The sequence below is a fragment of the Shigella dysenteriae genome, assembly GCF_022354085.1.
Lineage (GTDB): Bacteria > Pseudomonadota > Gammaproteobacteria > Enterobacterales > Enterobacteriaceae > Escherichia > Escherichia coli.
Genome location: NZ_CP055055.1, coordinates 4,535,396 through 4,549,040 on the forward strand (window position 1 = coordinate 4,535,396; position 13,645 = coordinate 4,549,040).

General features: G+C 42.3%; 11 protein-coding genes. 4 read left to right on the forward strand and 7 right to left on the reverse strand.

The genetic code is table 11. The features are described from left to right. Nucleotides 1–94 precede the first annotated feature (94 nt). The 4 genes from silR to copM all read left to right on the forward strand — a co-directional run bounded on the left by silR (nt 95) and on the right by copM (nt 3,423). A complete protein-coding gene (silR, locus tag HUZ68_RS21730) occupies nt 95–775 on the forward strand; it encodes a copper/silver response regulator transcription factor SilR (protein WP_000697968.1) in 681 nt (226 codons plus the stop codon). Continuing rightward, nucleotides 768–2,249, forward strand: a complete 1,482-nt coding sequence (gene silS / locus HUZ68_RS21735; RefSeq protein ID WP_000555736.1) for a copper/silver sensor histidine kinase SilS — start codon at nt 768–770, stop codon at nt 2,247–2,249. The genes silR and silS overlap by 8 nt, the downstream gene beginning before the upstream one ends. Before the next feature lie 244 nt (nt 2,250–2,493). Continuing rightward, a complete protein-coding gene (gene silE / locus HUZ68_RS21740) occupies nt 2,494–2,925 on the forward strand; it encodes a silver-binding protein SilE (RefSeq protein WP_000790485.1) in 432 nt (143 codons plus the stop codon). Between the two features lie 147 nt (nt 2,926–3,072). Continuing rightward, complete coding sequence (copM, locus tag HUZ68_RS21745; RefSeq protein WP_000647571.1) at nt 3,073–3,423, forward strand: CopM family metallochaperone; 351 nt, start codon at nt 3,073–3,075, stop codon at nt 3,421–3,423. Between the two features lie 168 nt (nt 3,424–3,591). On the opposite strand, the gene HUZ68_RS21750 is transcribed toward copM, so the two are convergent. From HUZ68_RS21750 to HUZ68_RS21780, 7 genes are all read right to left on the reverse strand, one after another. Continuing rightward, on the reverse strand, nt 3,592–5,418 hold the full coding sequence (locus HUZ68_RS21750; RefSeq protein ID WP_001239419.1) for an AAA family ATPase: 1,827 nt from the start codon (nt 5,416–5,418) through the stop codon (nt 3,592–3,594). 563 nt (nt 5,419–5,981) lie between these two features. After that, nucleotides 5,982–6,281: a helix-turn-helix domain-containing protein gene (locus tag HUZ68_RS21755; protein WP_001097216.1), complete on the reverse strand. Its 300-nt coding sequence runs from the start codon at nt 6,279–6,281 to the stop codon at nt 5,982–5,984. A gap of 352 nt (nt 6,282–6,633) precedes the next feature. Next, the gene (locus HUZ68_RS21760) at nt 6,634–7,560 is read right to left on the reverse strand and encodes a hypothetical protein (RefSeq protein ID WP_000262423.1); all 927 of its coding nucleotides are present in this window, start codon (nt 7,558–7,560) and stop codon (nt 6,634–6,636) included. Between the two features lie 11 nt (nt 7,561–7,571). Then, nucleotides 7,572–9,128: a TnsD family Tn7-like transposition protein gene (locus tag HUZ68_RS21765; RefSeq protein ID WP_001324699.1), complete on the reverse strand. Its 1,557-nt coding sequence runs from the start codon at nt 9,126–9,128 to the stop codon at nt 7,572–7,574. Nucleotides 9,129–9,168: 40 nt separating this feature from the next. Continuing rightward, nucleotides 9,169–10,617, reverse strand: coding sequence for an ATP-binding protein (locus tag HUZ68_RS21770; protein ID WP_001049180.1), 1,449 nt, complete (start codon nt 10,615–10,617; stop codon nt 9,169–9,171). After that, entirely contained in the window at nt 10,617–12,740 is a 2,124-nt protein-coding gene (locus HUZ68_RS21775; protein ID WP_166488825.1) for a transposase, read from the reverse strand. The genes HUZ68_RS21770 and HUZ68_RS21775 overlap by 1 nt, the downstream gene beginning before the upstream one ends. Further along, on the reverse strand, nt 12,727–13,569 hold the full coding sequence (locus HUZ68_RS21780) for a TnsA endonuclease N-terminal domain-containing protein (protein ID WP_000090707.1): 843 nt from the start codon (nt 13,567–13,569) through the stop codon (nt 12,727–12,729). The genes HUZ68_RS21775 and HUZ68_RS21780 overlap by 14 nt, the downstream gene beginning before the upstream one ends. Nucleotides 13,570–13,645 lie beyond the last annotated feature (76 nt).

Consider the following 13,645-nt stretch of genomic DNA (forward strand, 5'->3'; position numbering starts at 1 on the left):
ACAGGATAATGACAATGTTGTCATTTTTGCTGTAATCCGTTGATAACGATCGTGGGCGCAATAGAATGACATTAGCAGCCAGCCGGGGAGCAAGATGAAAATATTGATCGTCGAAGACGAAATTAAAACAGGTGAATATCTCAGCAAAGGGCTTACAGAGGCAGGGTTCGTAGTGGATCACGCTGATAATGGTCTTACCGGATATCATCTCGCCATGACAGCCGAGTATGATTTAGTCATTCTGGATATCATGCTACCTGATGTGAACGGCTGGGATATCATCCGCATGCTGCGCACTGCCGGAAAGGGTATGCCGGTCTTACTGCTGACAGCCCTCGGCACGATCGAACATAGGGTCAAAGGACTGGAACTGGGTGCGGACGATTATCTGGTTAAACCCTTTGCGTTTGCCGAACTGCTCGCCCGGGTGAGAACCCTTCTGAGGCGGGGAAACACGATGATCACGGAAAGCCAGTTTAAGGTGGCTGACCTCTCGATTGATCTCGTATCCAGAAAAGTCAGTCGCGCCGGAAACCGCATTGTGCTCACCAGTAAAGAGTTCAGCCTGCTGGAATTCTTCATTCGCCATCAGGGAGAGGTTCTTCCCCGCTCCCTGATTGCCTCTCAGGTCTGGGACATGAATTTTGACAGCGACACTAATGCGATCGATGTCGCAGTAAAGCGACTCCGCGCTAAAATAGACAACGATTACGAGACAAAGCTGATCCAGACAGTCCGGGGCGTGGGCTACATGCTGGAGGTCCCGGATGCATAGCAAACCTTCCAGACGCCCTTTCTCACTCGCTCTGCGGCTGACCTTTTTTATCAGCCTGTCCACGATACTGGCTTTTATCGCATTCACCTGGTTTATGCTGCATTCTGTTGAAAATCATTTTGCCGAGCAGGATGTCAGCGATCTTCAACAAATCAGCACCACACTGAACCGTATACTGCAGTCCCCGGTGGATCCGGATGATAAAAAAATAAGCAAAATAAAGGAATCAATTGCCAGCTACCGCAACGTTGCCCTTTTGCTCCTCAATCCCAGGGGGGAAGTGCTCTTTAGCTCAGCTCAGGGGGCGGCACTACGCCCGGCAGTGAATTCAGCAGATTTTAGCGAGCACAGCCGCGCACGGGATGTCTTTCTCTGGACGGTGGAGGATCCTGCGGGACCGATGGATACCGGGTCCGAAATGAAGATGGAAACATACAGGATTATCGCCTCCTCTGGTCAGGCGATATTTCAGGGCAAACAGCAGAACTATGTCATGCTGACTGGCCTATCCATTAATTTCCATCTCCATTACCTCGATGCGCTGAAAAAGAACCTGATTGCGATTGCCGTCGTGATAAGCCTGTTGATTGTTCTGATCATTCGAATCGCTGTCCGTCAGGGGCACCTGCCCCTTCGTAATGTCAGCAATGCCATTAAAAACATCACCTCCGAGAATCTTGATGCGCGACTGGAACCGACACGCGTTCCCATTGAGCTGGAGCAACTGGTTATCTCGTTCAATCATATGATTGGAAAGATTGAGGATGTCTTTACCCGCCAGGCCAATTTCTCTGCCGATATCGCGCATGAGATCAGAACGCCCATCACCAATCTGGTGACGCAGACTGAAATCGCACTGAGTCAGGATCGAACACAGAGGGAACTTGAGGATGTCCTCTATTCCAGTCTTGAAGAGTATAACCGGATGACCAAAATGGTCAGCGATATGCTGTTCCTGGCACAGGCAGATAATAATCAGCTGATACCTGACAGGGTCATGTTTGACCTCAGAGCGGAAGTCATGAAAGTCTTCGAGTTTTTCGAAGCCTGGGCCGAAGAACGCAATATCACGCTCAAATTTAACGGGATGCCCTGCCTGGTTGAGGGAGATCCACAAATGTTCAGAAGGGCGATCAATAATCTGTTATCCAATGCCCTGCGTTATACCCCGGAGGGACAGGCAATCACCGTCTCAATAAGAGAGCAGGAGAGCTTTTTTGACCTTGTGATTGAAAATCCGGGGAAACCAATCCCTGAAGAGCATTTATCAAGGTTGTTTGACCGTTTTTATCGGGTGGATCCGTCCAGACAACGAAAAGGAGAAGGCAGCGGCATCGGCCTTGCGATTGTGAAGTCAATCGTGGAAGCACATCACGGAAGAGTGCAGGTGGAATCGGACGTACACTCAACGCGTTTTATCTTATCCGTGCCCAGACTGGAGAAAATGATTCCGGACACCCAGTGCTGGGAATAAAGATTTAAATGACAAAGATGTCATTAGCCTGTCATGCAGCAAACAGAAGCCATTCGATATAATTAGTGCAACTTATCAGGAAGGCTGGATTGCTTTATCAATATCCGGCGTCAGTGGACGCCAGGAAATGAATATCCAGTCCCCTCCCGGAGAAATAAACACTTCCGAACCTGTTTCAGTTATGGAACTGAAAACACCGGTTGTACTCCCCCGGACATCACTAATTAAGAAATGGAGAGTTATCATGAAAAATATCGTATTAGCATCCTTGCTGGGCTTTGGCTTAATTTCTTCGGCCTGGGCCACTGAAACCGTGAATATCCATGAGCGGGTCAACAATGCACAGGCACCTGCTCACCAGATGCAGTCTGCTGCGGCTCCTGTCGGGATCCAGGGGACTGCACCTCGTATGGCCGGTATGGACCAGCATGAACAGGCCATTATTGCTCATGAAACCATGACGAACGGGTCGGCGGATGCGCACCAGAAAATGGTGGAAAGTCATCAGAGGATGATGGGAAGTCAGACCGTTTCCCCTACCGGGCCGTCGAAGTCATTAGCGGCAATGAATGAGCATGAAAGAGCTGCAGTTGCCCATGAATTTATGAATAACGGTCAGTCTGGCCCACATCAGGCCATGGCCGAAGCGCATCGTCGCATGCTCAGTGCAGGCTGACGGCGAGGGAAGTATCTGTGCTGTCCTTATTTCCTTGATAGATTTTTCCGTAACCGGATATATGGCAACATCTTTGCCCCCTACAGGGGGCATTTTTATCAGATTCTGCTACAGTTAACGGGCATCAACGCTAAAAGGATATTTTTTATGAAAGCCAGAAACACTTTATTTGCAGTATTAATGTTATCCCTGCCAGCGATTTCAGCAGAACATTCAGAAATGAAAATGACTGATATGTCTACCTCGGCTTCGTCACAGGAATATATGGCTGGCATGAAAGACATGCATGACAAAATGATGGCTGCCGTAAATGAGTCCGATCCCGACAAGGCTTTTGCGAAAGGCATGGTAGCGCACCATGAAGGGGCAATAGCAATGGCTGAGACCGAGCTCAAATACGGAAAAGATCCGAAAATGAGAAAGCTCGCGCAGGACATCATTAAAGCTCAAAAAGGTGAAATTGAGCAGATGAATAAATGGCTTGATAGTCAAAAGTAAACATTGTAGAAATGTCACGACAAGCGTGATTTTACATCGTTCCTGGGCGCGGGAGTCGGTTAATCTTTATATAATTCAAACCCGATTAATTTCGGGTTTTTACTACTCTGTACTCCGGTCCTTTGTTGAGGACCGGAATATATGCACCTGAGATGCTTATTTAATACATTATCTCGTCATGGATACAATGTCGCTCAGGATCTCAACCAGCTCGCTTCTCTCCTGCGTTCCGTCATGATAGGTTGATCTTGAGATGATTCTTTCTGATGTCATCTGAGGCCAGAATTTATCTAGTACATTATCGGGTTTCATTCCCACAGCCCGGCCGATTATTTTTTTAGCGTCACAGGTGTCCGTAAACGTGACGGCTACACCAGTAATTTCCTCGATAAGATCCGGGCACAGATAGTTTTCTATCTCACGTTTGCGCGTAGCGAAAAATACCTTACCGGCCTCCTCTACTTCTTTTTTACGCTTCTGGATGGACAGAACCTGTGCAGGGTCTCCCCCAATATCGGAGTCCAGAAATACGCACCAGGGAAGCCCCAGATCTTTGGCCAGATTCAATGTAACCCAGTGTTTGACGCTACCACACCCTCCTATGAGGACTGGCACTATTTTCACGTCCTCCAGAGAGGCTGGCAGCGCACCTGACTGTTTTAATGAACTGGCCGCATGCCTCAGGAAAGTAACATCCGACTTTCCCTCTACCAGAACAATCCCCTGCGCCCTTTCCATACCGGTCTCTGGCAGCACCCCCAGGCTTTCAGTGGCTTCCTTCAGCACTGCGTCATCCGGCATTTTTACTACGGGTTCACCCGCCTCATTTCGGGTAACATAACGTACGCCTTCGACAGGGATTAATCCGGCCAGCGCCGGGACATGGGTGGTGACGATAATCTGACGGTGCGGCTGGCCTGCCAGTGCCAGTAACGCTTTCATCAGCATCATCTGATAGTTCGGATGCTGTGACGTTTCAGGCTCCTCTATGGCATAAATCACATTTCTGGGCGTCCCCGCGACATTCTTTTCAGCCTCAGCCCGAAAAAAATTCAACAGGATAAGCCTCCTTATCCCGCTGCCGCGCTTATTGATGGGGATGCCATTTTCCCCGTCCAGGGTGAAATTGAAGGTCCACTTGGGTTTCTCCTTAAATCGTGGAGTCAGTTCACTGGCGAGTTCGGGGGCCATTTCACGTAATTTATCCAGCGTTCTCTGTGCGACATCCAGGACGCTGTCCTGAATCTCATTTTCCAGCGCTGTAATTTTGTCCTGCAGCGCAGCCTGAGCGTCTTTTACGGCCTGCTGTAAGGGGTTTTTAGCTTCGGAATCCCCGTCGCTGCTTTCCCTGTCGGCTTTGAAAATCGCATACGTGGGCAGCAAATCGAGGATCTTACCCCATAATGATTTTGTGTCGGTTCCGAACTCTTTATCGACATCCAGCATAATTTCCGAACAGGTATAGGGGGCTGCGGCTTCCCTGATGGCCTGACGCCATAACGATGCAGTGCGTTTATCCGCCACATTTTTTTCAACTTCTTTTCCCACCGCCTTGAGCTCAGAAATTTTCATGCCCAGTAAATTTCTCAGGGGCTCCTCATCCGGGTGGATGCAGCGGATGCAGGTCTGCTCCGGTTTTCCTGAGGTCGTTGCTTTAAACGTTTTGACGATTTCAAAATTGCCGTCCTCATTCAGCAGATGTTCTGAGGCGAGCGTGGTCTGCACCCTGTCGTCGATCATGATAAAATCGGGCAGGTCATCAAATTCACAGGCTATTTCAAAACGGCCGTCCCCTTCTCTTAGGCTGAAACAGTTCATGTCATTCTTGTCAGCCTTCATTCCTTCTGTTTCAAAAAAAATAGCCAGCGCTTCCAGAAGCGTTGATTTCCCAAAGTCATTACGACCGACAATACCCGTCATGCTTTCATCAATAATGATTTCAGTAGAGTTTCTGTAGCCTCTGAAGTTTTTCAGTTTTAATTTTCTGAGCCGCATATGAAGTCCTGTGTGTAAGAAAGCGTTTTGCTGCAACCTGAATACAAAATATATTTTCAAATGCCTGCCAACAAGCAGGGATAACCGTTATTCAGAATATCTTAACGACATTTCGGGATTATGATCTGGTCGCGCTTTCAGAACTTTACTGCCCCTCAAAACACCGGAAACTAACTTGTGGTTGGTTACATGGCAAAGTTAAAACTCCAGAATCACGGGTAATGATTTCAATGCTTATTATATTTTTTGGAATTGACTCATGAGCTTTATAATTTAAATGATAATAATAACCATTCTTTTATGCGTAATATTTGCTACTGACACTGATGAATTTAAAAGAAGATAGATTTTCATTTACGGATTATTTCCTAAATTCATCGATAATGTGATCGACATAAAATTTTCACTGAAGAATGAAGAGATAATTTAAGGCCGAGCGAAATAGCTCAAAATGGTGTATTTAACATAACAGAAGAAATGAAAGGCTCTATCGCAACCTGATACTTCAGGCCGCTAAGGGGTTAATCTTGTTGAAGAAAAATTAGACCGGGAAGCGCCAGGCGTCACCATTTCTCCCGCCTGGCTGGAAGTGAAGAATAATTGTGCATAGCTCCGTATTCGGGCTTTGCATCTGACAATGGTTCCCTGGATGAAAGTACGATCTCCACTCCAAGGACGCTGAACACCCTAAACAAACGCTCAAAACCCGCACTTGCAGGGTTGGCCTCTAGTCGGGCATAAGTTTGCTGTGTTATACCCAAACGTTCAGAAACATCTTTTTGCGTCAGTCCATTGGCTTTGCGAAAGCCGATTAAAACAGGACGTAACTGATTCAAAGTCTTCAAAGCGTATTGAGTGTTCATAAGTGACCTTCCGTATCGACGAGTTAACAAGCATAACGCAGGGATTTACAGCATATAGGCTGTAATGCTCATTAACAGACTATAGGCTGTAATACGAATCCTGCCAAGATGCGGCATCTTTCAAATACAAGGCCGTATTGGGTAAGCAGTACACCGTTATATAGCACCCCTTGCCCCTTTGCTGGAGAGGGACCCACGTGATCGCAGGTCTTTTAGACGTTGTTGCTAACCGGCATCATACACAGGTGGTAACCCCCAGGGAAACTCTATGAGTGATAATTTATTCCTGCCCCAGTCAAAATATAAAACCTTATCTAACTAGCTTTCTTAGTATTTTATAAATGAAGTGAAATTAGCGAAGAAGTTTTACATTGTAAAGTGAGCAAAAATATTTACCATTCAACTGGCAAAATTTACAATCTGCAGCCCTTAGCCTGAGAAAATGCACATTAACAGAATAATCATCAAGTCCGATAGAGGCATAACTTACGTCCTCAAAAATATCAGAAATAAATGAGTTGAAATTACAAAAATTAACTTCACTTAACATCTTGAACACCGCAGAAATATATCTATCATGCATTATCTTGACTTCGATAACCTTAGATAAACTTGAATGCGACTTACATTTGAAGAGATCAAAGAGAAAGTAAATCAGCATATTTTTATTGTCCGAAATCCATTTTAAAATTTTATTACGTGCACATGGTAATATATACACTGGATTTTTGAAAGGGTTTGAAACGTCAACCACAAGGGAACAATAACCATGAGGATTTATTCCACTTATAATTAAGTCACTAAGTCCTTTCACTGCATTCAAATAGTTATCAAAACAAACCTCATATAAACTGGTACTATGAACTGCACATTTAGATTCAAACAACCATCTATGACGCAGATAACCAATGCCTTTAGAGTGTATATCTTCAACAATACATTTGTGACAGTAACGAATGTTTGAGATGTTTACCAATGGATATGAATTAGTTATGTGAAAATTTTTCCGACAGGCATCTTCAACAGCGTTAAAATACCCGTAAACACCAGAAGATAACGACACTATATTGGAAGTTAGTATATAACCATTTCTAGTGGCAAGAATGTCATATATATCCTGCAAGCTATGCAATTTGTACATATCAATCAGTTCGAAACGAGGAAAGGCATCGTACCTTAGTGCGCCATGCTTTGATATTATGTTCCTGCAATTGGATAAGTTATACATTATCTGTGAACGCAGAAGAAAACTGTGCCACAATTCATTTTCGTAAACCATATAACTCCCTCTTATTTAATTAGTTCCATTTTTCTGAGAAGTATCATTGTCATTGGTAGTTTATCTCTGTATTTCAAAAGCCAGCCATGCCCTCCCAGTAAAGCATCTAGACTTGTAAGTGACATCGAGTACTGCCCCTGAGATAAAACATCATTTATTAATGATGATGAGATAATATCTCTCTCGCTCCAGTCTACTCTTTTATTTTTATAGCATCGTATTGTTTTAGGAAGACAGGAATTAAGCCAGTCACATTCATGTTTATTTAGCCAATAGAAACTTGCATAACAACTTTCTTTGACTAACTTTCGTGTTATAGAAACGGATTGATTATGTATAAATCTTAATATTTTCTGCTTATGACGCCGTCTTAAAGAATCTTTTTTACATTTTTTACGCCATGAGCATAAACCGTAACAAGATGAAATTACAGAGGATACAGCTCCTTCCGATAATGAGTTTTTCTCAGCTATGGATGCCAGACTAAACCCCCTTACAGCCATAGACTTGATAAGCAATTCAGTGAATATATTAATTTTTGTGTTTCGCTTAAACGCCCTCAGGTATTTTTTATAAATAAGTGTTTTAATGTAACATCTGCTGCGACTAAATTCCTTCCCAAGGTTGCTAACACTAGTATTATTTTCAACTATATGAAAACTGTATTTCTTATGACTTTTAAAGATTTCTTTCTTTTTATTAGTACGACTTCCTGCATACGTTGGCCAGCAAGTATTTAACAAACAATAACAAAGCAAAAGATGCTTTGTGGGATGCTGACAACATTTGTCTTTGAGTATAGGCTCCCAGTAATGATAATCAGTTAGGGATGTTGGTATAAGTCCCGATGAACCCTCCCCAAATAACTGGCACTTAGCATAAACATGTGCGTAGAATACATTTTTCTTTAAATTTCCATCCAATGATAATAAATTCAACTTTTTAAGTACATCCATGTAATTGGGGTGTGTAATATCTTTTCTTCTGATTATATTTAGGGACTCATAACAAAACTTAGCAAAATCGAAGTCTATCTCATTGCTAAGTTGTTCTGTATACGAAACAGGAGGCATCAGTCCAATACGTATGTGCGGTGAAGAAGGGACATGGATGCTTTCAAGCGCTACCGGATGCCGATGGCAGGTTGTAACCCCATGAAGCTGATGCGCCAGATGCCAATAAGTAACACCATAATGAAAAGTATCTTCACGAGCGCAAACCGGGCAAAACTTCAATAGTGTGCGCTGCCCTAGTGAAAAATTACTAAGGCGGCACAATCGATTAAGCCTGGCAGGGGTCGTGTTGAAATCCATAATTTCATTACGACTGATTGGTAGTGCCCAGGCAAAAAGAGGGAGTAAAGTCTGTTCATGCCAGAGCTGATCTGCACTTTCGGATGTATGAAGAGAAATAGCCTTTAATCCTGAATTGAGAATTGGATGGACGTTCATATCAGGTTTGTTGAAAATGATCGTTAACAGAGAAGATGGGGACATACCGTACACGGTAGTTGTCCGACAAAACCGGCTGAACAAGGATTCATCAGGCAAAACAGGCAACATTCTCATTTCCCACACCTCTCTTTGACCGTTACGAACTGTTACCTCATTACAATTTATTAAGTGGATCTATATTTATAAGCCCGCAACGCTGAAGAGCATCGTAGGTATTTTTCTTTTCAGCTGTTCTGTTGATAACAAGATCGTGGTCAAGAGACAGTATTTTCTCGTCGAAATTGCGCAAAACCTCGTCTATTTTTCCTACGAATTCCTTGTGCTGTGGCCTGTCTATATCCCCAGGGATCAAAGACTTTAGGGACTTCTCTGCCATGATTTTAGCCGAAGCATCACCCTCATTAGATGCAGAGAGCCATTTAGCTTCCTCATCTTCAGTCGCGGCCCCCGGGAGTGGAGTATCCTTATATTCCTCCGTATGACTCACGAGTACCGGTACAGAGGCCGACAAGACTGCGCCAGTGATGATTTCATTGCCGCTACCGATAACCTTTAATTGTGCCCCCCGATAAATCATCTGAGCCAATCCAATATTGCCTTTAGATAAAATGAATAATTTTTCGTTTAACTCATCATTTAATGGAGTTTCAACATTTGTCCATTGTAATGGCCATAAATAATGAATAAACGATTGCCAGTCTTGTGAATCGTATCTAACATTCTTAATTTTCATGTAACCACCAGACTCTGCCCGCCTGGCAATTCTCATTTTCTTTGTCAGCGTCTCGTCAAAAGGATGATTTCCACAAAAAACCATAGATACCCCCATGGAATCTACAATTTCATGTAAAAAATCAATCAACTTACTCTCACCCCCGGTTCTTGAAAATTTAAGCCTCTGCATTTCATCAATAACAAGGATACCCAAAAATGATGATTTAATTCTTTGTGCAATCTGGCGAGCCAGAGCACCATTTCTAATCTCAGGTGTAGTTCGTTCAATACCAATTGCATCATCTAATTTTTGTAAAATCTCTTCACAAAGGTCTCTCACACTTGAATTGTATGGACAATTAATCTTTACCCATACAATTTGCTTACTGAAGCCGGGAAAAACTCCTTTATAGCTGCTGTGTTCTATAATCTGAGGGAAATGATCCATGACTTGCTCAATCATGGTAGTTTTTCCAGAACCACTCATTCCAACTATCGTAATAGTTTCAGCCTGGGATTTAAAATATCCACTTTCTGGCTCAATATCAGGACGCTCATTTCCATAGTAATGAAGATATTGAATTGTTCCGCTTTTTAAAGGATTACGAGCTGCATAGCTTTCCCTAAGTGCCCGTAAGATCATCTTATAAGCCTGGATAAGATTGGTTTGAGGGCAACGGAATTTCTTTATACGTTCGACATACTGCTCTCTAACATTCGCCGGGGCAGTCCAGCGGATTTTTTCGTCAATTTCGGGGAAATAACTCATTTCCAGAAGTACTTCATCTTCCGTAAGCGCTTCAGGAAGTGCTTCAATTAAGGGATTGCCACGATACTCAGGTAACTCCTGTTCTTTATATATCGCTGAAACGCGCCGTATAAGATTCATTATTCTGCGTCCTCAGTCTTCTTCTTACCTTTTAACCATCTTTGTTTCTCCTCCCGGCCAGGCAAAAGCAGAACATTACTGGATGAAGGAAGTAGGGGTTCAGATCTTCCATTAGCAACATGAGTTCGCCCTAATGAATCAAGTTCATTTTTCCTGTTCTTTTTAATATTTTTACCATGTACCCGGCGAGATTCGTATATTTCATTTAATCTTTCGTTACCTTTCCTGTTAAATTCATCTTTATTATTGATATTGCTGAGCGAATCCAGAGTAAATAAATTAATTTCTTTTTGAGTATCTACCCAATCAGCCATTACATCTGTATCAAGATGAGCTTTCCCTTTAAATACATCTCTTTTCTTAAGTAGGTAATGTTTTTTGAAAATGCTATTTTTGTCAAATCTTACATATATATAATCTACGCAATTGTCATCTATTCTTGCTTCACAAGTGGTTCTTCCAAATACTCTGACACCTGATGCAATTTCAGGATCACATTCATAAAAAAGATTATTGTACTGAATCCCACCGGCGGTAATGTTAGCGTTCACAGGGATTAACAATCGTGCGATCACTTCGTCGGCCCCAACGGCTCTTGCGCTGAATCTCCCGTGCTTTAAGCTTATCATCCAACTATTTTTTGGTGATATTACGAGATCATTTTCAATCAGTAAGGGATTGATATAAGCCAGTTCCTCATACGTTCTCTGATTATGTGCAAGTATCTCCCGAATCAGTAAAGACGTGACCTCCTGAATCGTTAAACAAGCCCTGGATTGCGGTGTTGGCTCTCCTTTAACAATCTTTCCCCTTCGTGTTGTTCCAATAAGCCTATGAATAACCTCATCATTCAGAATGCCGAAACAGCGTTCAACAATGCTTTTTCTGTCGCCTCTACCGACTGGCGCAAACTCAAGTTTTGTCAGGGGGGTCATCTCTTCCTGAGGTTTAAGACCAATCATCTCCCCGTTGTCACACATCAATGTTAATGGAATGTGAGAACAAGGCCAATCATCATCAGTAATAGAGATTCCAAATAATCTACAATATTCTTTTTTTGGCATAAAGCAATTTGCTAACGCTTGTCGGGCGGCTCGCCATGAAGCATGGTATAAAGAAACATGAAGGCCAACAATCATTCTTGTTGCACGATCCACCACTGTATAAATAGTAGGACGCCCAATGACTTTTCGTCTGTTTAAACTCGAAATAAGATGTACATCAGCGACAGTTGAGTCTATTTCGAAAACATCACCCGGCAAAACAGTTGTATTAGCCACACTACCTAAAAGCGCCCGCATTTTGAGGTCTATTTCTTTTTTCGTGTTCTTCTTATTTATCGAGAAATCTTTAGTGAAGAGTTTTTTATTCCAGTATGAAAATTGTTTTAAAGAAGGAACATATGGAGCTCTATTTTCTAGGTTTGCTGTTTTAATTTCATCCCTAAAATACAAATCAATATGTCTCTCTAATGTTTTCTTTATCGTATCTCCGTTAACTTTATAATGATACGTAATGAGAGATTTTCTAATATTATTTATATCTCTTTCATTAAGAATGAAAACACGTGATCGTTCATTAGGTAATGCTCTGTTTTTTTTGGAATTCCCAAGTTTAATTTCATGTTTGATTCTACTTTTCCCAGCGGCGCCACAGTTCGAGAATGCGGGTAGCAATGCATAAATATCCTGCCCATGTCGCCAATACAACGCCAGAAGCGTTCTGATAGTATATTGTGATATTTTTTTATTTCTTGAGTAATCCATTAAAAGGTGCGACTTTTTATGTAATGCATAGTCGAACAGAAACATTCTGTCATCTACAAGATCTTTAATGATATTGTAATTTTCATCTCGCCTTCCTCTGTCTTTATCTGTTAATTCTTTCTCATCTACTAACATATATGAAGGATATATATAATCTTTACAAGTTATGCTATTTGATTCAATATAATATTTAAACATTGAAAATGAGAAAGGGATTGGCTTACCCGTTCTTTCTGATTTTATTTTAAACAAAATTAACAAATCGACCTTTCTGTCAAAATCCAAAACACGGTAAAGTCCCTCTGCAAGCAAATCAGTGCCTTGAGAGAGCCAGACTGAATTCCTAATAATATCCATTTGCGTTCAGTCCTATATAGTGGTCATTGGAAATTATCTTTATCAGACCGGTTTCGAGTATTGGATATGATAAATCAACATTTATCATTTTTAATCCAATCATTGCCTGCAATAACATCATCGCTTCTTGTGCATCTACCCCAAAGATTGATGAAATCATTGCACGTAGTCCTACTATGGGATAAACATCTGGTTTAAGCTTCCATAGGATTTTATCAAGAGGATATTTATCATAAAATTCAGAACCATCTCTTAATACAGAAGTAGCCCAGCAAATGTTTTTACCGACGACGTTATTGAGTTCCGAGCCAACATAAATTTGAAACTCAACATCAATCAACTGCCAAAACATCCTCTCTATTTCAAGTTTTTGGGCTTCGCGTTCAGGTATGCTCTCGTTATGTTTTACTGCTATAGCTTTGTATCGAAGTCCGCCTTCAGGAGTTCTCAAGGTCAGTAAAAAATCGGTTGTCATAACATTCAGAACTTCGACAGGTACTCCTCTTACTCCCCTCACCATAGGATGTTGAAAATGTAGATGATTTGCTATTTGTTGGGTAAGCCGGAGAGGAAAGAGTGGGAATTGTTCCCGGATATCAATCACCGAGTCATTAAACTCAGCCAGATAGAAAAAGTTACTTTCGACAGAAGAAAGGAGATGATGGTTTCGAAACGTCTTAAGGCCAAAGACTATCGAACGGTTTCCACGGGATTTAACGTCCTGAGCTCTAAGCCAGGGCTGATAACTTTGGCCATAGCCCACTCCTATGCCGTCACCTAGCGCATTTTCATAATCCAAATAGGATTTGAGACGCCTACCCCTAGCCATGATCGTACCCTAAAAACGACATTGATACGTACCTATATGTGCATTTTATAGTCTCCAACCCTATAACCACACATTC

Coding starts and splice junctions, on each gene's coding strand:
- HUZ68_RS21755 (WP_001097216.1), bottom strand. CDS start 6,281: ATGAACACTCAATACGCTTTGAAGACTTTGAATCAGTTACGTCCTGTT.
- silR (WP_000697968.1), top strand. CDS start 95: ATGAAAATATTGATCGTCGAAGACGAAATTAAAACAGGTGAATATCTC.
- HUZ68_RS21775 (WP_166488825.1), bottom strand. CDS start 12,740: ATGGATATTATTAGGAATTCAGTCTGGCTCTCTCAAGGCACTGATTTG.
- HUZ68_RS21770 (WP_001049180.1), bottom strand. CDS start 10,617: ATGAATCTTATACGGCGCGTTTCAGCGATATATAAAGAACAGGAGTTA.
- copM (WP_000647571.1), top strand. CDS start 3,073: ATGAAAGCCAGAAACACTTTATTTGCAGTATTAATGTTATCCCTGCCA.
- silS (WP_000555736.1), top strand. CDS start 768: ATGCATAGCAAACCTTCCAGACGCCCTTTCTCACTCGCTCTGCGGCTG.
- HUZ68_RS21760 (WP_000262423.1), bottom strand. CDS start 7,560: ATGGTTTACGAAAATGAATTGTGGCACAGTTTTCTTCTGCGTTCACAG.
- HUZ68_RS21780 (WP_000090707.1), bottom strand. CDS start 13,569: ATGGCTAGGGGTAGGCGTCTCAAATCCTATTTGGATTATGAAAATGCG.
- HUZ68_RS21765 (WP_001324699.1), bottom strand. CDS start 9,128: ATGAGAATGTTGCCTGTTTTGCCTGATGAATCCTTGTTCAGCCGGTTT.
- silE (WP_000790485.1), top strand. CDS start 2,494: ATGAAAAATATCGTATTAGCATCCTTGCTGGGCTTTGGCTTAATTTCT.
- HUZ68_RS21750 (WP_001239419.1), bottom strand. CDS start 5,418: ATGCGGCTCAGAAAATTAAAACTGAAAAACTTCAGAGGCTACAGAAAC.